19 protein-coding genes and 1 other annotated feature are annotated in these 21,112 nt (G+C 39.2%); of the genes, 15 read left to right on the plus strand and 4 right to left on the minus strand.

The features are described 5' to 3' along the window. The coding region (locus B5V89_RS20310; RefSeq protein WP_213083804.1) for a hypothetical protein at positions 1-247 on the plus strand (247 nt) is incomplete at its 5' end. A gap of 24 nt (positions 248-271) precedes the next feature. Here the strand turns inward: B5V89_RS20310 and B5V89_RS07300 are convergent. Next, positions 272-1,876 carry an FMN-binding glutamate synthase family protein gene (locus B5V89_RS07300; RefSeq protein ID WP_108071230.1) on the minus strand — a complete coding sequence of 535 codons (1,605 nt, stop codon included), beginning with the start codon at positions 1,874-1,876 and terminating at the stop codon, positions 272-274. A 225-nt stretch (positions 1,877-2,101) separates the two neighbouring features. Here B5V89_RS07300 and B5V89_RS07305 point away from each other — a divergent pair, with 225 nt between their 5' ends. The 3 genes from B5V89_RS07305 (at position 2,102) to B5V89_RS20050 (ending at position 4,131) form a co-directional block, all read left to right on the plus strand. Further along, positions 2,102-2,305, plus strand: coding sequence for a thiamine pyrophosphate-dependent enzyme (locus tag B5V89_RS07305; RefSeq protein WP_084347369.1), 204 nt, complete (start codon positions 2,102-2,104; stop codon positions 2,303-2,305). A 22-nt stretch (positions 2,306-2,327) separates the two neighbouring features. Next, positions 2,328-3,758: an aldehyde dehydrogenase family protein gene (locus tag B5V89_RS07310; RefSeq protein ID WP_108071232.1), complete on the plus strand. Its 1,431-nt coding sequence runs from the start codon at positions 2,328-2,330 to the stop codon at positions 3,756-3,758. Positions 3,759-3,960: 202 nt separating this feature from the next. Beyond that, positions 3,961-4,131 carry a hypothetical protein gene (locus B5V89_RS20050; protein ID WP_181294630.1) on the plus strand — a complete coding sequence of 57 codons (171 nt, stop codon included), beginning with the start codon at positions 3,961-3,963 and terminating at the stop codon, positions 4,129-4,131. A 245-nt stretch (positions 4,132-4,376) separates the two neighbouring features. Here B5V89_RS20050 and thrB read toward each other — a convergent pair whose 3' ends face one another. From thrB to B5V89_RS07325, 3 genes are read right to left on the minus strand one after another with little or no spacing between them, the layout of a single operon-like run. Then, positions 4,377-5,285: a homoserine kinase gene (gene thrB, locus B5V89_RS07315; protein WP_108071235.1), complete on the minus strand. Its 909-nt coding sequence runs from the start codon at positions 5,283-5,285 to the stop codon at positions 4,377-4,379. Continuing rightward, positions 5,282-6,340 carry a threonine synthase gene (gene thrC, locus B5V89_RS07320; RefSeq protein ID WP_108071237.1) on the minus strand — a complete coding sequence of 353 codons (1,059 nt, stop codon included), beginning with the start codon at positions 6,338-6,340 and terminating at the stop codon, positions 5,282-5,284. The genes thrB and thrC overlap by 4 nt, the downstream gene beginning before the upstream one ends. Position 6,341: 1 nt before the next feature. Continuing rightward, the gene (locus tag B5V89_RS07325) at positions 6,342-7,634 is read right to left on the minus strand and encodes a homoserine dehydrogenase (protein WP_066226392.1); all 1,293 of its coding nucleotides are present in this window, start codon (positions 7,632-7,634) and stop codon (positions 6,342-6,344) included. Between the two features lie 352 nt (positions 7,635-7,986). Here B5V89_RS07325 and ilvE point away from each other — a divergent pair, with 352 nt between their 5' ends. The 11 genes from ilvE (at position 7,987) to B5V89_RS07380 (ending at position 21,072) form a co-directional block, all read left to right on the plus strand. Then, entirely contained in the window at positions 7,987-8,889 is a 903-nt protein-coding gene (gene ilvE / locus B5V89_RS07330) for a branched-chain-amino-acid transaminase (protein ID WP_066226394.1), read from the plus strand. 24 nt (positions 8,890-8,913) lie between these two features. Beyond that, positions 8,914-10,617, plus strand: a complete 1,704-nt coding sequence (ilvD, locus tag B5V89_RS07335; protein ID WP_108071301.1) for a dihydroxy-acid dehydratase — start codon at positions 8,914-8,916, stop codon at positions 10,615-10,617. Then, positions 10,588-10,861, plus strand: a binding site (T-box leader). It overlaps the preceding gene by 30 nt. A 104-nt stretch (positions 10,862-10,965) precedes the next feature. Further along, positions 10,966-12,666, plus strand: a complete 1,701-nt coding sequence (ilvB, locus tag B5V89_RS07340) for an acetolactate synthase large subunit (protein ID WP_108071303.1) — start codon at positions 10,966-10,968, stop codon at positions 12,664-12,666. Then, positions 12,663-13,184 (plus strand): acetolactate synthase small subunit, encoded by a 522-nt coding sequence (gene ilvN, locus B5V89_RS07345; protein ID WP_108071239.1) that lies wholly within the window; start codon positions 12,663-12,665, stop codon positions 13,182-13,184. The genes ilvB and ilvN overlap by 4 nt, the downstream gene beginning before the upstream one ends. A gap of 157 nt (positions 13,185-13,341) precedes the next feature. After that, on the plus strand, positions 13,342-14,370 hold the full coding sequence (ilvC, locus tag B5V89_RS07350) for a ketol-acid reductoisomerase (protein WP_066226398.1): 1,029 nt from the start codon (positions 13,342-13,344) through the stop codon (positions 14,368-14,370). Continuing rightward, a complete protein-coding gene (locus B5V89_RS07355; RefSeq protein ID WP_108071241.1) occupies positions 14,357-15,898 on the plus strand; it encodes a 2-isopropylmalate synthase in 1,542 nt (513 codons plus the stop codon). The genes ilvC and B5V89_RS07355 overlap by 14 nt, the downstream gene beginning before the upstream one ends. A 22-nt stretch (positions 15,899-15,920) precedes the next feature. Next, complete coding sequence (gene leuB, locus B5V89_RS07360; RefSeq protein WP_108071243.1) at positions 15,921-17,030, plus strand: 3-isopropylmalate dehydrogenase; 1,110 nt, start codon at positions 15,921-15,923, stop codon at positions 17,028-17,030. Between the two features lie 10 nt (positions 17,031-17,040). Then, complete coding sequence (gene leuC, locus B5V89_RS07365; protein WP_066226404.1) at positions 17,041-18,453, plus strand: 3-isopropylmalate dehydratase large subunit; 1,413 nt, start codon at positions 17,041-17,043, stop codon at positions 18,451-18,453. 13 nt (positions 18,454-18,466) lie between these two features. Further along, positions 18,467-19,045: a 3-isopropylmalate dehydratase small subunit gene (leuD, locus tag B5V89_RS07370; RefSeq protein WP_108071245.1), complete on the plus strand. Its 579-nt coding sequence runs from the start codon at positions 18,467-18,469 to the stop codon at positions 19,043-19,045. Between the two features lie 77 nt (positions 19,046-19,122). Continuing rightward, positions 19,123-20,247, plus strand: a complete 1,125-nt coding sequence (locus tag B5V89_RS07375; RefSeq protein ID WP_066226408.1) for an HAD family hydrolase — start codon at positions 19,123-19,125, stop codon at positions 20,245-20,247. Between the two features lie 264 nt (positions 20,248-20,511). Beyond that, positions 20,512-21,072, plus strand: coding sequence for a sugar O-acetyltransferase (locus B5V89_RS07380; protein ID WP_066226411.1), 561 nt, complete (start codon positions 20,512-20,514; stop codon positions 21,070-21,072). Positions 21,073-21,112 lie beyond the last annotated feature (40 nt).

Raw genomic sequence — 21,112 nt, forward strand, 5'->3', positions numbered from 1 at the left:
GAAAAAGACGCCATACCTTCATGTATCTTGCGGATTCATGCACGAGAACACGGAAAGAGATACCTTACCTGCACGTATCCGATGGATTCATGCACGAGAGCTCGGAAAAAGATGCCTTACCTTCACGCATCCGATGGATACGAGCACGAGAGCAAAGAAAAAACCGAGTTTCCTGCATGCATCTGACGGATACGTGCACGTAAGTACGAATTTAACCGACTTTCCTTCTCGAATTGGACGAAAATAAGATGATTGTTATTATCAAAAAGGATTAGCTCACGTCACCGATTTGTTTCTGGATATCTTGAAGGATACTTTCTAAAGAATAGACAACACCTTTATCATCTTTATACATCACATGTTTTGGTGCAAAATGAACGGGTGAGTCAATACCTGCAGCAGCTGATATTCGGAATAACCCTTTTCTTAATGTCACAAGGAAATTGACAACTCGGTATTTCTTTTCGTCAATAACAAGTGCTTTTTGAAGATCGGGATCGGTTGTTGCGACGCCAACTGGACAGGCATTGGAGTGACATTTCAACGTTTGGATACATCCGACGGTAATCATAAACCCCCGCGCAATATTAACTAAGTCCGCTCCCATTGCTAGTGCAATTGCGATTCGATCCGGGGTAAATAATTTCCCGGATGCAATAATTTTTACACGATCACGTACTCCGTATTTTTGTAGCGTTGAAACAAGTATGGGAAGTGCCGATTTGATTGGTAGGCCTACACTATCAATTAACTCTTGATAGGAAGCACCCGTTCCACCTTCACCACCATCAACGGTAATGAAATCGGGACCTTTTCCCGTTTCTTTCATATATTTTGCTAATTCTTCGACACTATCATTTCCACCGACAACAATCTTCATCCCAACGGGTTTTCCCGTTTCATTTCGAATTTTTTCGATAAAATCACACATTGACGGTACATCACTGAATTGATGAAATCGGTTTGGACTATCGACCGATTTATACGGTTCAACTTTCCGGATTTCCGCAATTTCCGGATTCACCTTTTCACCATCTATATGCCCACCACGAGTTTTGGCACCTTGGGCTAGTTTTAATTCAAATGCTTTTATTTGGGGTATTTCACTTTTCCTTTTTAACTCTTCCCAGTCGACATCGCCATTTTTATCTCTGATACCAAATAAACCGGGACCGATTTGCATGATGATATCGACATCACCTTCAAGATGATATGGAGATAAACCACCTTCGCCGGTATTCATCCACGTTCCTTTTGCCATTCCTAATCCTTTTGATAATGCGGTGATTGCATTTTTCCCCAAGGCACCGTAACTCATGGCAGACATCCCGATCAAACCTTTTAATACAAAAGGATATTTTGTATTGGGACCAATGACAACTGCATCATCATCATGGAGTAAATAGGCTGGTGACTCATCATCTTCCCATTTTTCCTCTCTTTGTGAAAAAATTGGATCCTTCAACAATAAATATCTTTTTGTAAAAACTTTTGCTTCGTCATCCATTTTGATTTCTTCGGTTAATTTCGGAAACATATCGTTGCGTACGTAAAAACCTTCCTCATCGAAATCACGTCTTGAACCAAATCCGACAACATCACGTTTATACTTCGCACCTTTGACGATATGCTCATAATCATCTCTTGAAAACGGCTTACCTTCAGTATCGCTGTTAAACCAATATTGCCGCATTTCAGGGCCAATTTTTTCAAAGAAATAGCGAATACGACCGAGTGCAGGATAATTTCGTAAAATAGAATGACTCTTCTGATTGCGATCAAAAATTAATAAATAGATAAGAAATATGACAATCGCAATGACAATAACGGCAACTACAAAAAATCCGATAATAATTAATATATCTGCAAGCTTCATCCATAATCCTCCTGATAAAAGAAATACTATATGAGTATAATTTAATCGAACCTAAATTTATTTATACTTAATATTTCCTTCACATAAACTCCTATGGAAATTGGAAAGCTATCCAAAAAGCATAGGGAATGCAGGCAGTAGGCTATATTTTTTGTGAATTCGACTTGGCAGAGTTATCATTATAGTTAGGGTATGACTTTGTTGAACTAGCATTGGAATAATGGCATTCCATTTACGAATCCTGACTTTTTGGAATTTGCGAGAAGTTTTGGGGTAAAGGGAATAAAGATCACTCATTCAGACGAATTATTACCTGCTCTTGAAGAAGCAATGAAAGAGGAAGATATTGTTTTAATCGATGTCGATGTGGACTATTCGGAAAATGTAAAGCTATCGAAATCATTGGGTGATTATATTTGTAAATTATAAGTAATGCTTGGAGGGAATAAAGATGAAGAAAAAATGGCAGTTATGGATCGGTGGGAAATGGCGCGAACCAAAAGAGTATGAAGCGTTGTATAATCCACATACAAATGAAGAAATCGCTCAAATAGGACAAGCGGAACCTGCTGATGCTGTGGAGGCAGTTGTTGAAGCACATGCCGCGTTTCAAAAGTTTAGGGGGTATCCTGCTCATGCAAGAGCAAAAATTTTAGCTAAAGTGGCAACAATTATGGAAGAACGAAGTGAGGAATTAGCTAAAATTATTGCATTAGAAGCGGCAAAATCAATAAGAAATGCGAGAGAGGAAATAAGTCGTACGGTCCAAACGTATCGTTTTGCAGCAGAAGCGGCAAAAAGTAATTATGGTGAACAGATTCCGATGGATGCAGCAGAAGGTGGAGAAAAACGATTTGGTTTTACGATAAAAACTCCGATTGGTGTAGTAACGGCGATTACGCCTTTTAATTTTCCATTTAATTTAGTTGCACATAAGGTAGGACCCGCAATAGCCGCAGGAAACTCGATCGTGTTAAAGCCTGCTGAACAAACTCCGTTAAGCGCACTTGTGTTGGCGGAAATTTTTAAAGAAGCTGGATTACCTGATGGTGTTTTAAATATTATTCCTGGAAAAGGGGATGTTCTTAGTGAGGTGCTCACTACCCATCCGCATGTGAAAAAAGTTACTTTTACAGGAAGTGTGGAAGTTGGACATATTATTCAGCAGCAAGCCGGTTTTCGCAAGCTTACCCTCGAACTAGGATCGAACTCACCTTTTATTATTGATGAAGGTGTGGACATCGATCAGGTAATCGAAAGAAGTGTGATGGGGTCATTTTCGTTTAATGGGCAAGTGTGCATTTCCATTCAACGGATTTATGTTCATCAATCGCTTTATCAGAAGTTTGTCGAGAAATTTGTTAGTCGGACAAAACAGCTTGTGGTCGGCTCTCCCCTTGATGAAGATACAAACATCACAGCAGTTATTTCGAAAAAATCATTGGATCGTATTCAAAGCTGGATAGCGGAAGCTGTACAAGAGGGAGCCACAATTGAATGTGGCGGGAAAACAGAAGGAAACGCATTATTGCCAACTGTATTAACGAATGTAAATCGAGATTCAAAAGTATTTCGTTATGAAATATTTGGCCCGGTTGTTTGTATTTTCCCATTCGATACGTTAGATGATGCAATTAATGATGCAAATGATTCCCGTTACGGACTAAATTCAGGCATTATGACACCAAGTCTTGAACGAGCATTTTATGCGGCAGAACGTCTTGAAACTGGTGGGGTAATCGTCAATGATATTCCGACCTATCGAATCGATAATATGCCATATGGCGGTTGGAAAGATAGCGGCGTCGGTCGAGAAGGAATAAGATATGCCATGGAAGAAATGATGGAACAAAAATTTATTAGCTTTAAAATTGGTGATTAAGAATAAATAAAATGGGTGACGTGTCAGACTAACTGCCGTTGCCCTTTTTTTATTCCCGAAAACCCAAGCACCATGCAATTCACGAACAATTGTCTTTTATGTGCGTACAGATGTCCATTTTCGGTGCCTGACACCGTTTTGTATGTTTTTTGTTTATTTGGGTAATTATGTAGATAGTATGTGCGGGAGGGAGGTGTGTGGGATGGAAGTGGATATGAGTGTTGAGCAGGTTTTGGATGAAATCCGCCAGTTGCATACGGGTGGTATGAAGTTAAATAAAAAAAGTATTAAAAAGTCTCATCCCGAATTGATGAGAAATGCACTGTATTACTTTCCTGATTGGGATAGTGCGATAGAAAAGTCGATTTCTTAGTCATTACATATGAAACCTCCCTATAGTTTGGGAGTTTTTTTTTCCGAAAGAAAAGAAATTATAAACTTTTTATGTCATCAGTCTTACAAAGTATCCTGCAATGTCCAGCTCCAGCGCCTAGCCCCTCGAGGTCAAATAACCTTCGGCAATAAAAGTCAAAGAGCGGACTTTTTTTTCGAAGAACATTTGCTGTCGGGGCTGACCAAGGCGCTTGCGCTTTTCTAATAATTAATGCCGTAAAAGCTTCATTTCGTTGTCGTGAAGAATTTTTTTATGACACCATGTGAAACAGGCTGTAATACTTCGTATTGATAGTTTGTAAATTGTTGTGTATACAGCTGACCGATACTTTCCCCTTTATTCTTAGGTACAAAGGATATAATGGTCGGCCCCGCACCGCTTAGAATGGTTCCATATACACCCAATTCATGACCTAATTCAGTAATTTTATCAAGGTCTGGCACTAATTGTTTTCGATAAGGGTGATGGAATAAATCCTTTTCCATCATTTTTCCGGCTAGGACCCAATCATTTTGAAAAATCGCTGCAACTAATACATTGCTTATACTGCTCGCTTCAACTGCCTGTTTATACGACAATTGATCTGGTAAAACGGCTCTTGCTTTTTTTGTTTGTAATTCAAATGATGGAATCATTGCAACAATATCAATATTTGGTGCCGCGCATACAATCGTTTCTGTTGATTCATCCGTATGTGTAGAGATCGTTAGTCCTCCTAATAATGAAGCAGTAGCATTATCCGGATGTCCTTCAAAACTGCTTGCGATATAACCTTTTTCTTTAAGGGGCAAGTTAAGCTCAAGAACTAAATTTGCGGTTTCAATACCCCCAACAATTGCTGCTGCACTGCTTCCAAGCCCGCGAGCAAGTGGGATTTCACTATCCATGACAATCTTTAAAGGGGGCAGTTGTTTTTTATATAACTCACTTACACGATATGCTGCACGATAAAACAAATTTTCTTTTACATCAGGCAGCACAATTTCGTTATTCGTAAAATGGATATCCCACCTGTCAGCTGATTCAACATGAATTGTTAAAAAGCGATTAATAGCTAAACCGATTGAATCAAATCCGGGTCCAAGATTTGACGTACTTCCTGGAACTTTTAAGGTAAATTGAAAATGTTTCATTGTGCCACCTGCTTAAGATTGTGGAGTAGTTCATCTTTATTTGCCTGTAAAGTGATCGGCTGCAAATTTAATTGATCCATAGCAGTAGCAGGATCTTTCAAACCATTACCTGTTAATACTGCAACAATCTTACTTCCTTTTTTAATTTCGCCAGTCTGTATTTGTTTCTTTATTCCGGCAATAGATGCACATGAAGCAGGTTCCGCGAAAATACCTTCCAAACTAGCAAGTTCCCGATAGGTTTCCAAAATCTCTTCATCCGTGACAAAATCAATTTTTCCATTTGATTCATCTGCTGCTTCAACTGCTAGCTTCCAACTTGCAGGATTCCCAATTCGAATGGCAGTGGCAATCGTTTCCGGGAATTCAATGACTTGATTTTTCGCTATTGCAGCAGAACCCTCAGCCTCAAACCCGTGCATTTTCGGCAGTGAATATCCCTTTTTCTGATGGAATTCTTTAAAGCCTTTCCAATAGGCGGAAATATTGCCGGCATTTCCGACAGGTATGGATAAAATATCGGGAGCTCCATCTAATTGTTCACAAATTTCAAAGGCAGCTGTTTTTTGTCCTTCTAAACGATAAGGATTAACAGAATTGACAAGTGTGTATTCGGAATGTTTAGCCGTATGTATAACCATTTCAAGGGCTTGATCAAAATTTCCTTCGATTTCATATATTTTAGCACCATACATGATGGCTTGAGCTAGCTTACCTAATGCAATTTTGCCTTTTGGAATAACAATTAAACAATCGAGCCCTGCCCGGGTGCTGTAGGCAGCAGCAGCAGCGGCTGTATTACCGGTTGATGCGCATATTACCCCGCGACTGCCGTTTTCTTTTGCTTTGGCTACTGCCAGTACCATGCCTCGATCTTTAAAACTGCCAGTCGGGTTTGCTCCCTCATATTTAACGTATATTTCTGACTGCCACTTTTCCGATAGTTTCGTTAAAGGGATTAAAGGTGTGTTTCCTTCCATCAAACTAAGTGCCGGAGTATGTTCGTTTATTGGTAAATATTCCTCATATTGTTTTATCAATCCTTGCCAATACATATTATTTCATCCCTTCTACGCGATAGTAGCTTTTAACATCGATAACATCCTCTAAGTCTTTTAAAAGCTGATAGATTTGTTCAAAACGTTGTTGCTCTGTTGTATGTGTAATGATGGCTACTTCGGCCAAGTTTCCTGATAATAAAGGTTCTTGAATGATTTTTTGTAAACTCATGCCTTGATCATTAAATAATCCGGTTACCTTTGACAATGCGCCAGGCTGATCTTTCACATGAAGGCGGAGGAAATATTGACTTTCTACCGTTTCACTTGATTTGCATTTTTTCTCTTGGAGAGGTAGAAATATATGTTTACCGTTTATTCCGTAGGCCATATTTTTGACCACTGTTATTAAATCGGATACGACAGCAATTGCGGTTGGAAGCTCTCCGGCACCGGGACCATAGAACATCGTTTCACCGACAGAGTGGCCATACACATAAATCGCGTTAAATTCATTATCAACGGATGCAAGCGGGTGGTTAAATGGGAGAAGGGTTGGTCCGACACGGATATCAATTTCGTCATCCTCCACCTCTGCTATTCCTACTAGCTTAATAGCATAGCCAAGTTTTTTACTATATTGAATATCTTCTTCAGCCACACGGGTGATTCCTTCAACTTTTACATCCTCTAATGTGACTGGAATCGAATAGGCTAAATGACTTAAGATAACCATCTTTCTCGCGGCATCTAAACCCTCTACGTCTGAAGTAGGGTCAGCTTCAGCAAATCCAAGTGATTGCGCTTCTTGAAGAACCTTTTCGTAACTAACTGATTGGTGACTCATTTTACTCAAAATATAATTTGTCGTTCCATTAACGATCCCAATCAATTTTTTAATCCGATCAGCTGCTAGGCCATCCGTTAAACCTCGTAGAATTGGAATGCCGCCGCCAACGCTGGCCTCATAGTATAAATCACAACCTTCATCTGCTGCAGCCTGCAATAATTCTGTACCATAAAGAGCCATTAAATCTTTATTAGCTGTAATGACATGTTTTTTATTTTTTAGTGCTCTATGAATATATTTCCTCGTGTCATCAATTCCACCCATCACTTCAATAATAATATCAATCTCAGGATTATCGATGACATCACTAGGATTCAATGTTAGAAGATGATCATATTGATCCATCTTTCGCGATTTTTCTCGATCTTTTACAAGAATTTTACTAATTTGAATTTGCGAGCCTGTTTGTTGAACCAATCTTTGTTGGTCATTCGTTAGTAAATGAACAACACCGGTTCCTACAGTTCCAAATCCTAATAATCCTACTGAAATTTTCTTCAAAGCTTTCACTCCATTCTTGTAAATTCATCTTTTTCAGAAATACAACTGTCTACCTATAACGGACATTATAATCCGAAATGAAAGCAAATAACAACCCTATTTATAGAAATTTCCCTTTTTATTATGAAAAAAATGAATATTAGTAAAAAAGTCAAAACTTTTATAAAAAATTTTTTTAGAAGAAATACGATAACGAAAGTAATGTAAGCGTTTACTAATTAACAGTTTAATCGAAATAGTCAAAAAATTTATTCAAAAGGGGTTGACCTGCCAATTTTATAGGCGTATGATTGTCAACAATTAAATAATTTTTCTAAAGATTCATAATCGAAGTTGAAAGGATTGAGTAGTTTTGTCAGACAAATGGATTTTCCTAAATGACCGTTTTGTAAAAAAGGAAGAGGCTGTTGTCTCTGTTTACGATCATGGTTTCTTATATGGTGACGGTGTGTTTGAAGGCATTCGTATGTATAGTGGGAATGTGTTTCGACTGGATGATCATATAAAACGGTTATACGAATCAGCACACTCAATCATGTTAGAAATTCCTTTTACAAAAGAAGAATTAAGTGAATTGATCGTTGAAACTTTGAAAAAAAATGAATTAAACGATGCATATATTCGGGTAGTCGTCTCAAGGGGTGTTGGCGATTTAGGACTCAGTCCATTTACTTGTCATAATCCTGGGGTCATTATCATTGCTGAACCTTTGGCATTATTTCCAAAGGAGCTTTATGAAACCGGCATTGAAGTTGTCTCCGTGCCAAGCAGACGTAATCGATCCGATGTGTTAAGTCCAAAAGTAAAATCACTCAACTACTTAAATAATATTCTCGTAAAAATTGAAGCGAGTTTAGCAGGAGCTAGTGAGGCATTGATGATGAATGACCAAGGCTATATTGCAGAAGGTTCCGGAGACAATGTGTTCATTGTTAAAGATGGCATCATTAAAACACCTCCCGGATATATCGGAGCTCTCGAAGGTATTACAAGAAATGTAATTATTGAACTGGCTAAACAACAAGGCTTCGATATTCGCGAAGATGTGTTTACTAGACATGATGTGTACACTGCCGATGAGGTTTTCTTAACCGGCACTGCAGCGGAAGTTATCGCCGTAGTGAAGGTGGATGGAAGAAAAATCGGGGATGGCCAGCCAGGGGAGGTAACAAAGCAGTTATTGACCGGTTTCCGAAATGCGGTTACGAAAGATGGCACAAAGGTGTATGAAGAAAGCCACATTCAAGTAAGTTAAGTGAAAGGAATGAAAAGTAGCGGCATGCGAAGTGACATGATAAAAAAAGGAATTGACCGTGCTCCACATCGAAGCTTGCTTTATGCAGCTGGTGTTAAAACAAAGGACTTAAATAAGCCTTTTATCGGTGTTTGTAATTCCTATGTAGATATTATACCAGGACATAAACATTTAAATAAATTTGCAGAAGTCGTGAAAGAAGCCATTTGGGAAGCAGGCGGAGTTCCATTTGAATTTAACACAATTGGTGTAGATGATGGAATTGCAATGGGGCATATCGGTATGAGATATTCCCTTCCTAGTAGGGAAATAATTGCTGATAGTGCCGAAACAGTAATAAATGCTCACTGGTTCGATGGAGTCTTTTACATTCCAAACTGTGACAAAATAACACCCGGAATGCTAATGGCAGCAGCAAGGACCAATGTTCCATCTGTTTTCGTTTCGGGCGGTCCAATGGAGGCAGGTAAATCTGAAGACGGAAAAAATCTTTCCTTAACATCTGTTTTCGAAGGTGTTGGAGCATATAAGTCAGGAAAGATGGATGCAGAACAGTTAAAAGCACTTGAAACAAGCGCCTGCCCTACATGTGGATCATGCTCAGGGATGTTCACAGCCAATTCGATGAACTCATTGATGGAAATTTTAGGGGTAACGCCACCGGGAAATGCGACAATTGTTGCCACATCCGATGAAAGGCACCGAATTATTAAAGAAGCTGTAGGCCATTTAATGAACTGTATCAAGAATGATATTAAACCGCGCGATATTATAACGAGAGAAGCAATTGATGATGCTTTTGCACTTGATATGGCAATGGGGGGTTCAACAAATACAGTTTTACATACACTAGCGATTGCTCATGAGGCTGGTATTGAATATGAACTTGATCAAATTAATGAAATCGCTAAACGAGTTCCTTATCTCGCAAAAATAAGCCCGGCCTCCGATTATTCGATGCACGATATTCATTTAGCCGGTGGAATCAGTGCCATCACTAATGAACTTTGCAAAGTCGAAGGTGCAATTCATCGAGATCGCTTAACAATAACAGGTCATAGCGTATTTGAAAATGTAAAAGATTATACGATTAAAAACAAAGAGGTTATTCGTCCAATTGAAAATGCCTACAGTCCAGTCGGTGGACTTTCCATATTAAATGGTAATCTTGCACCGAATGGAGGGGTGATTAAAGTAGGTGCGGTTGACCCGTCGATTAAAACCTTTCTTGGAGAAGCGATTGTGTTTGAATCCCAAGAGGATGCCCAAGAAGGCATTGATAGTGGTTTAGTCCGTGAAGGTCATGTCGTTGTCATCCGTTACGAAGGACCAAAAGGCGGACCGGGAATGCCGGAAATGCTGGCACCAACCTCATCAATCGTCGGAAGGGGTTTATCAACAAGTGTCGCATTAATTACCGATGGAAGATTTTCAGGGGCAACGAGGGGGATCTGTGTTGGACACATTTCACCAGAAGCTGCTGAAGGTGGACCAATCGCCTTCATCCAGAATGGCGATAAAATATTTATCGATTTAACGAACCGAACAATTGAGGTCATGTTAACAGATGCAGAACTTGAAAATAGAAAAAGAAACTGGAATCCTCCAGAGCCAAAGATTACATCCGGCTATTTAGCAAGATATGCCGCACTTGTAACATCAGCAAATACTGGAGGAGTATTGAAAATTCCATCACAGCAAAAAACGTTGACGAGGACAAATGGATAAGATCAAGTATTCACAGAGAGTCGGGCTTGCTGGAAACCGATAATACCTCTTATCCTAACTCACCTCGGAGTGCTAGTCTGAAAGATTAAGTAGGATTAGCCGAGTGTTCACTTAAACACTCGTTACAAAAAAGTAACAGTTTGAAGTTATCGTTTAAAACTTTAAGCTGCTACACGAGTTGCTATTTCGTAAGGATAGCATAAAGTTGGGTGGTACCGTGAAAAGAAGTCTTTTCATCCCTTCATAATTGGTAGATTAATAGATGCCATATTTTTGAGGATGAGAAGGCTTTTTTATATGAATTCAAAGCTTAAAAAAATAGGAGGGAAAATAGTGCAGACTAAAGCAATGACGGATGATCAATTGTTGACGGCAGAATTAAATGGAGCTGACTTGCTCATTCAATTAATCATCAATGAGGGTGTAGAGGTGATTTTTGGTTATCCGGGAGGAGCTGTATTACCGATCTATGATGCCTTATATGGGAAGAAACTCAAGCATGTTCTAGCACGCCATGAACAAGGATCTATTCACTCTGCAGAAGGTTATGCACGCGTAACGGGGAAGCCGGGGGTTGTAATTGCCACATCTGGACCAGGTGCTACAAATTTAATAACGGGTTTAACCGATGCAATGATGGATTCTTTGCCACTTGTTGTCATTACAGGCCAAGTAGCAAGTCAAGTCATTGGTACAGATGCTTTTCAGGAAGCAGATGTCATTGGGATTACCACACCGGTAACAAAACATAATTATCAAGTCCGTGATGTAAAGGATTTACCAAGAATTGTGAAAGAAGCCTTTCATATTGCTACAACTGGTCGTCCCGGTCCGGTAGTGATTGATATACCTAAAGATATTTGCGGACAAAAAATGCAGCATAACCTTAATGCAGATATCCAATTGCCTGGTTATCAACCAAACTACAACCCGAACGTGCTGCAAACTAAGAAACTACTAGAAGCGATATCACGTTCGTCAAAACCGGTTATTTTAGCAGGTGCAGGTGTATTACATGCGAAGGCAAGTGAACTATTATTCGATTTTGCTTTAAAATACGAAATTCCTGTAACGAATACATTGCTCGGATTAGGAAGTTTTCCAGCTGAACATCCGCTGTTTTTAGGTATGGCCGGTATGCATGGTACGTATGCAGCGAATATGGCTCTTTATGAATCCGATCTGCTTATTAATATTGGGGCACGCTTTGATGATCGTTTAACAGGTAACTTGAAACATTTCGCTCCTAATGCTGTGGTCGCTCATATCGATATTGATGCAGCAGAAATTGGTAAAAATGTACTAACACATATTCCGATCGTTGCAGATGCAAAGGCAGCACTAATGAAGCTTTTAGATGAGGAATCTGCAACAGGAAATTTCAAAAATTGGAACGAGAAATTAACGGAAAATAAAAAAACGTATCCATTATGGCATAGCAACAATGGGGAAGAATTGTCGCCGCAAAGGGTGATCGAGCTTATTCATCAATACACGAATGGAGAGGCGATCGTCACAACGGATGTCGGTCAGCACCAAATGTGGGCAGCGCAGTATTATCATTTTTCTAAACCACATCAATGGGTAACTTCGGGTGGTCTTGGAACGATGGGATTTGGTTTTCCAGCTGCAATTGGCGCACAACTAGCCAATCAGGAACAAACTGTCGTCGCAATTGTTGGTGATGGCGGATTTCAAATGACATTACAGGAACTTTCAGTTGTAAAAGAGTTAAACCTTCCAGTGAAAGTGGTGATCATCAACAATTTATCACTTGGAATGGTAAGGCAATGGCAGCAAACGTTTTATGAAGAACGGTATTCCTATTCTAAAATACCGGTTCAACCAGATTTCGTTAAGCTAGCAGAAAGCTATGGAATTAAGGGAGTAAGAATTACAACCGAGCATGAAGCAAAAGAGGTATTACCATCCGTATTAACTGATTCCTCACCAATTGTTATCGACTGCCGCGTCAAGCAAGAAGAGAATGTCTATCCGATGATTGCACCAGGAAAAGGATTGCACGAAATGATAGGGGTGAAGCCATGAAGCGCGTTGTAACAGCAACTGTATTAAACCAAAGCGGGGTATTAAATCGGGTCACAGGAGTTTTATCGAAAAGACAATTCAATATTGACAGCATTACCGTAGGCAGAACCGAAAACGATGAAATTTCGCGAATGACGATTGTCGTCAATGTAGAAGAAGAACAACAAGTTGAGCAACTGACGAAGCAATTGAACAAACTCATTGATGTTCTGAAGGTGGCTGATATTACCGATCAAGCCATTGTGGCTAGAGAGTTGGCGTTAATAAAAGTATTTAGCAATTCACAAACGCGCAATGAAATAGGTGGGATTGTTGAACCATTCCGAGCTTCGATTATCGATGTAAGTCGCGAAAGCATCACGATCCAAGTCACAGGAGACACAGATAAAATCGAAGCATTAATCGATTTGCTAAAACCATATGGAATTAAAGAAATAGCCAGAACTGGCCTAACTGCTTTCTTACGAGGCTCACAAAAACAGGTGACCGAGCTGACGTCATACTCATTATTGAAATAGGCTCTCATTATAAATGTAACCAAAATAATTTTATTAAAAAAAGGCTGTGCTAGAGGTGATTGTTATTTCTGTGAAACTCTGTTGATTGGAGCGAAGTGCCCGGAGCGGAAATCAACAACCAAGTTCAGCACAACCAAAAAAAAGGAGAAGATTAGACATGGCAAAAGTATATTATGATTCAGATATTCAAGTAGAGGTATTGAAAAATAAAAAAATCGCGGTTGTAGGATATGGTTCACAAGGGCATGCACACGCACAAAACTTACGTGACAGCGGATTTGATGTTGTCATTGGTTTGCGAAAAGGAAAATCATGGGAGCAGGCAGAACAGGATGGTTTCTCTGTAAAAACAGTAAGAGAAGCAAGCGAAGAAGCAGATTTGATCATGGTTCTTCTACCAGATGAAAGACAAACACAAGTATATAAAGAAGAAATTGAGCCAGCTCTTTACCCTGGAAAAGCAATCGCTTTTGCACATGGGTTCAACGTTCATTTTAACCAAATTGTCCCTCCTGAAAATGTAGATGTATTTCTCGTTGCACCGAAAGGTCCTGGACATTTGGTCCGTCGCACATTTGTTGAAGGTGCGGGAGTGCCAGCATTAATTGGTGTATACCAAGATGTATCCGGAGAAGCGAAGGAAGTAGCATTGGCGTATTCAAAAGGAATCGGCGGCGCGAGAGCGGGAGTATTAGAAACTACATTTAAAGAAGAAACAGAAACAGATCTATTCGGTGAACAGGCGGTATTATGTGGGGGATTAACATCATTGATTAAAGCTGGTTTTGAAACATTAACAGAAGCAGGATACCAGCCGGAAGTAGCTTACTTCGAATGTCTTCATGAAATGAAATTGATTGTTGATTTAATTTATGAAGGTGGCTTAAAAGGAATGCGCTACTCTATTTCGGACACAGCACAATGGGGTGATTTCGTTTCAGGTCCTAGAGTCGTGAATGATGAAACGAAGAAACGCATGGGTGAATTATTAAAAGAAATCCAATCCGGCCAATTTGCGAAAGGCTGGATTCTCGAAAACCAAGCAAATCGTCCAGTATTTAATGCGATTAATTCAAGTGAAAATCAGCATCCAATTGAAGTAGTTGGTGAGGAATTACGCAAACTAATGCCATTTGTTAAAAAACAACAAAAACAAGAGGAAGTGGCAGCATATGCAAAAAATTAATATATTCGATACGACTCTTAGAGACGGTGAACAGTCAATAGGTGTCAATTTGAATGAATTAGAGAAATTGGAAATAGCTAAACAATTGGAGAGGCTTGGAGTGGATATTATGGAGGCGGGATTTCCCGCTTCCTCTAAAGGAGATTTCCAAGCGGTCCAAACAATTGCCAATTCGATTCGAAACAGTTCTGTTACAGGATTAGCGAGAGCACATAAACAGGATATTGATATTGCTTGGGACGCGCTAAAAGGTTCTGTAGAGCCGCGACTTCATATTTTTCTAGCGACCTCTCCAATCCATATGACGTATAAGCTGCAGAAAACACCAGATGAAGTATTGGCATCTGCTGTAGAAGCAGTAAAATACGCAAAACAAAGATTCCCACAAGTACAATGGTCTGCAGAGGACGCGAGTCGTTCAGATAAATGGTTTTTAGTGAAAATCATTACTGAGGTCATCAAAGCAGGCGCTACAGTCATTAATTTGCCCGATACAGTTGGCTATAGTACACCTGCAGAATACGGGAACCTCTTTACATTTATCCAACAAAACGTTCCCAATATCGACCAGGTTATATTATCTGCCCATTGTCATGATGACCTTGGTATGGCGACCGCCAACTCTTTAGCTGCTATAGAAAACGGAGCAAGACAAATTGAAGGGACCATCAATGGAATTGGTGAAAGGGCCGGAAATGCTGCATTAGAAGAAATTGCAGTCGCTTTGCATATTAGAAATGATTTTTACAAAGCGAAAACAGGCTTAAAGTTAAATGAAATCAAACATACGAGTCAGCTGATTAGCAAATTGACAGGTATGGTTGTACCGGGGAACAAAGCAGTCGTCGGAGCAAATGCTTTCGCCCATGAATCCGGTATCCACCAAGATGGAGTGTTAAAAGAAGCATCTACTTATGAAATTATTACGCCGGAATTAATCGGAGTATCTTCAAATAGTCTTGTGCTAGGAAAACACTCCGGACGTCATGCATTTAAACAAAAAGCATTAGAACTTGGCTTTGAACTAACTCCTGAAAAATTAAAAGAGGCTTTTGATTCGTTCAAAGCATTAACTGATCGGAAAAAGGAAGTAACCGAAGAAGATTTATTTACAATTCTTGCTGATAAGCAAACGGAACAAATAAATGTAAAAACATATGAACTTCAAAATATACAAGTACAATATGGAACGAATAATGTGCCTACGGCCACAGTTGTTGTTAAAGCACCAGACGGAAGATTTTTGGAAGAAGCAGCAACAGGTGCTGGAAGTGTGGAAGCCATTTATAACACCTTATCCCGCATGATCGATGAGCCTATTGAATTAATGGATTATAAGCTTCAATCCATTGGATCAGGAAGGGATGCATTGGCAGATGCTTATGTAAAAGTAAAATATGATGGAATTGAATCTGGAGGCAGAGGTTCAGCGCAAGACGTGCTAGAGGCTTCGGCAAGGGCATATTTAAATGCAGTAAATCGCGTCATTGTACAGGAAGAAATAAAGAAAGAACGACTTCACGTTTAAAAATACAAAGGAGGCAATGGTTATGAAAAAAAGAATCGCAATTTTACCTGGTGATGGGATTGGACCTGAAGTAATGCAAGGTGCTGTGCGAGTCCTTCAAGCGATATCGGATTGTTTTCAACATGATTTTATTTTCGAACAAGGCTTGATTGGTGGTGCTGCCATCGATGAATGTGGTAATCCGCTTCCCGATACAACGTTAGATTTATGTTCCAAGAGCGATGCGATTCTTTTAGGAGCGGTTGGTGGTCCGAAATGGGATTCAACTACTCATACAATTCGTCCGGAACAAGGGTTGCTTCGAATTAGAAAGGAACTTGGCCTTTTTGCTAATCTGCGCCCGGTCAATGCCTATCAACCGCTTATTCATGCCTCAACATTAAAAAAAGAAGTCATCGAACATGTCGATTTATTGATTGTTCGTGAATTAACTGGCGGTCTTTATTTTGGAAAACCTAGTGAAAGACGAGGAGTCAATAAAGATTTAGCCATTGATACATTAGTTTATAATGTCAAAGAAATTGAAAGAGTCGTAGACAAAGCATTTCAATTGGCAAGAAAACGAAGGAAAAAACTAACCTCAGTAGATAAGGCAAATGTCCTTGAATCAAGCCGAATGTGGCGTGAAGTTGTTAATCGAGTATCCGCTAATTATCCTGATGTTCAGGTAGAGCATATGCTTGTCGATTCAGCATCGATGCAGCTAATCTATCGGCCTGAGCAATTTGATGTCATCGTAACGGAAAATCTTTTCGGAGATATTTTAAGTGATGAGGCTTCGATGATTACCGGCTCACTTGGTATGCTTCCTTCAGCAAGTTTACGAAGTGACATGGTTGGCTTGTATGAGCCTGTACATGGATCCGCACCCGATATTGCAGGAAAAAACCTGGCAAATCCACTAGGGATGATATTGTCTGTTGCCTTAATGCTCAAATATTCGTTCGGACTTGAGAAAGAGGCAAACATTATTGAGGAATCTGTAATGAAAGTATTGACTGATGGATTCCATACCGGGGACTTAAACGTACAACAAGGAACACAAGTGAGCACAACTGAAATGGTCAATAAAATTATTGATTCTATTAATGAAAATCAAGCAATTTCAGGAATTTTAACGGCTTATATTTAGGAGGATTCATATGCAACCAAAAAACATTATAGAAAAAATTTGGGATCAGCATTTGATCCATCAAGAACAAGGAAAGCCAGATCTGCTATATATTGATTTACATTTAGTGCATGAAGTAACATCTCCTCAAGCCTTTGAAGGTTTGAGGATGAATAATCGAACAGTGAGAAGACCGGATTTAACTTTTGCAACTGTTGATCATAATGTAGCCACAACAAAGCATCGGATTTCAAATGATCCTATTGCTAAAAAGCAAATGAGTACACTAGAGAAAAACTGTGAAGAATTTAACATCCCGCTTGCGGGTATTGATCATCCTGACCAAGGGATTGTACATGTCATCGGTCCAGAGCTAGGATTAACGACACCTGGTAAAACGATTGTTTGTGGGGATAGTCATACATCGACACACGGTGCATTCGGTGCAATTGCTTTCGGAATCGGAACAAGTGAGGTAGAACATGTACTTGCCACTCAAACATTGTGGCAACGTCGTCCGAAAACATTGCAAATAAAGGTGAATGGTAATCTGGGTTATGGTGTGACAGCGAAAGATTTAATTTTGGCGATTATAGGCAAATTTGGGATTGATGTTGGTACCGGGCATATTGTTGAGTATACCGGGGAAGCGATTCGGAAAATGTCGATGGATGAACGAATGACAATCTGTAATATGTCGATTGAGGCAGGTGCAAGAGCTGGATTAATCAGTCCTGATGAAACGACGATTTCCTATCTACGCGGAAGGAAGTACGCTCCTAAAGGAGAGGAATTTGATAAATGTGCTGAATATTGGTTAAGTCTTGCAACAGATGATGGTGCCAAATACGATCGAACCATTGAAATTGATGCTGATACTGTTGAACCCCAAGTAACATGGGGGACAAATCCCTCTATGTGTTTATCAATTAATGATAAATTACCTGTCATTGAAGAGATTGAGAATAATAGTGAAAAAGAATCCGTTCGAAAAGCACTTCATTATATGGGATTAACAGAAGGAACCTCACTTAAGGAGATTGAAATCCAACATGTCTTCATTGGTTCTTGCACGAATTCTAGATTAAGTGATTTGCGCAAAGCAGCAGATGTAGTAAAAGGAAATCATGTCCATAAAAATGTGAGAGCATTAGTAGTACCAGGTTCACAAACAGTGAAAGCTCAAGCTGAAGCTGAAGGATTGGATAAAATCTTTATCGAAGCAGGATTTGAATGGCGTGAATCCGGATGCAGCATGTGCTTGGCGATGAATGCGGATGTCGTTCCGGCGGGTGAAAGATGTGCTTCTACTTCAAACCGTAACTTTGAAGGGCGTCAAGGGAATGGATCAAGAACCCATCTTGTAAGTCCTGAAATGGCTGCCGCTGCAGCTATTAACGGAAGATTTGTAGATGTAAGAAAAATAGAGAAAGTTTATCAATAGGAGGTGATTGCTGGTGCAACCATTTGAAACATTTAAAGGATTAGTTTTACCATTGGACCGGACAAATGTCGATACAGATCAAATCATCCCAAAACAATTTTTAAAAAGAATTGAAAGACAAGGGTTTGGCGAATGTCTTTTTTATCATTGGAGATATGATGAAAAAGGAGAACCTATTGAGGAATTTCCTCTTAATCAAGAAAAATATCAGGGCGCCGAAATACTCGTTGCCGGAGCTAATTTTGGATGTGGATCTTCTCGTGAGCACGCTCCGTGGGCACTGCAGGATTACGGATTTAAAGTAATCATCGCCCCAAGTTTCGCAGATATTTTTTATAATAATTGTTTGAAAAATGGCATATTACCGATAACGTTAGATACTCAATCATTACTCGAAAGATCCGAAACGGAAACGTTATTCATGACGGTTGACCTGGAAAATCAGAAACTTATTCTTGATAATGAGCAACTCCATTTTGACATTGATTCATATCAGAAGGAGACGCTTTTGAAAGGATTAGATGATATCGCATTAACAATGATGCTTGAAGATAAGATTACGAAGTATGAAGAAAATGTAAAACTAGTATGAATCACTGCCGATTCAGGCAGTGGTTTTTCCTATGGATATCTTTCTGTGATACACTAATAAGATAAAGGAGGATGATCATGGTTCAAACAATTTTGTTTGATATAGATGGCGTTTTGTTAAGTGAGGAGCGGTATTTTGATGCTTCCGCATTAACGGTGTGGGAGTTAATACATAGTGAAAAGTATTTAGGACTTGGAGCGGATCAATTTAAAACGACATTTAATGATGAGGAAATTGCTTCTATTCGAGATACAGTTTTCATTAACGACCAGGTTCTGAAATTTTTAAAATCAAAAGGTTTAAATGCGAACTGGGATATGATTTATCTCACATTTAGCTTTCAGCTTATTCAGCTTTTATCACAGATAAAGGATAAAGAACAAGCGAAGATTTCTGAGTGGTTAAAAAATGATATTGACCGAAAAACGCTGCTTGAAATAAACGAAGTATTATCCAAGTATGATATTAATGTTCAATTCGACCTGTTCATCCCTGAATTTCAACAATCAAAAACGGAATTATTTCAATTTTTAAATATACTGGCCGAAAAAAAATTGGGAGTAAAGACGGAAATTTTTAGCGGGAAAAGTGTTCTTTGGTCAATATGTGAACATGTCTCTCAAGAATGGTATGTAGGCGATGAGTATGTTCTTTCCTCAACAGGAAGACCTTCTGTTCAGAAGGGGAAAAAAGGATTTCTAACAGATGAACAAACATTAGCTTCACGCGAAGAAATAAGCGGATTGTTTCAAGATTTAACAGACGCCGGATTAACGATTGGTATCGGTACAGGACGGCCTGAGCTTGAAACGGTTAAGCCGTTCGAATACTTACAATGGCATAAATATTTTGACCCCAATCGAATTGTTACTGCTGACAATGTGCTTCTTGCGGAAAAGGAACATCAGGACTGCGCACCATTGGCAAAGCCTCATCCGTACACATATATTCAAGCATTGAAAGGGAATCAAACCTCTGTGGCGAGTTGTCTAAAGGAACAATTGCCACTAGAGCATGGAGATCAAATACTGATCGTTGGAGATTCCTTTGCGGACCTTTTAGCAGCGAGAAAAATGGGATGTCAATTTGCTGCGGTGTTAACAGGGCTAACAGGAAGAAAGGAATTCGAGGAACATCGGGCTGATTTTATACTGGATTCTGTATTAGATGTGAAAAGCATTGTTTTTTCGATGATTAGGTAGAAAGGTTCGGAGAATAAAGACTCGTCTATGTAGGCGAGTTTTTATTATGTCGAATTTGGTTTGTGGAACATGGAATTGAATTTGTGCCGCATAGATCGGAATTTGTGGATCATAGAAAGAAATTTGTGGAGCAAAGGTATAAATTTTAAATGGTCGATTTTCTGCATGATACTAAAAGATGCTGTTAGCAAAGATTTTATTTGATATATTTTTTATTATCGAGCATTCATTAAAGGGTTTTTGAATAAAAAAGGAGTTTTAAAAATGAAAACAGAAAAAGAAAAAATGTTAGCCGGGGAAATGTATAACCCGTCTAATCCTGAATTAATGAAGGATAGAGAAAATACAAGACGACTGGTTAGAATGTATAATCAAACGACAGAAACAGAAGGCGATAAGCGTTCTAAATTATTGAAAGAGTTACTCGGTTCAACGGGTGAACACGTATATATGGAGCCAAATATTAGGTTTGATTATGGATATAACACATATGTAGGTGAAAACTTTTTTGCTAATTTTGATTGTACGATTTTAGACGTTTGTGAAGTGCGATTTGGAGATAATTGTATGCTTGGACCTAGTGTGCAGATTTATACTGCGACACATCCACTTGATCCCACTGAACGTAATTCCGGAAAAGAGTATGCGAAACCGATTGCGATTGGGGATAATGTATGGATTGGTGGAAGTGCGATAATAAATCCAGGTGTTGTTATAGGTAACAATGTTGTCATTGCATCGGGGTCTGTAGTTACTAAAAATGTACCGGATAACGTGGTAGTTGGCGGCAATCCGGCAAAGGTTATTAAACGGATAGAAGTATAAACATTAAGTTGACTTTCAAAAAAATGGCATACTTCTTTTG

The organism is Heyndrickxia sporothermodurans, assembly GCF_003055045.1.
GTDB lineage: Bacteria > Bacillota > Bacilli > Bacillales > Bacillaceae_C > Heyndrickxia > Heyndrickxia sporothermodurans.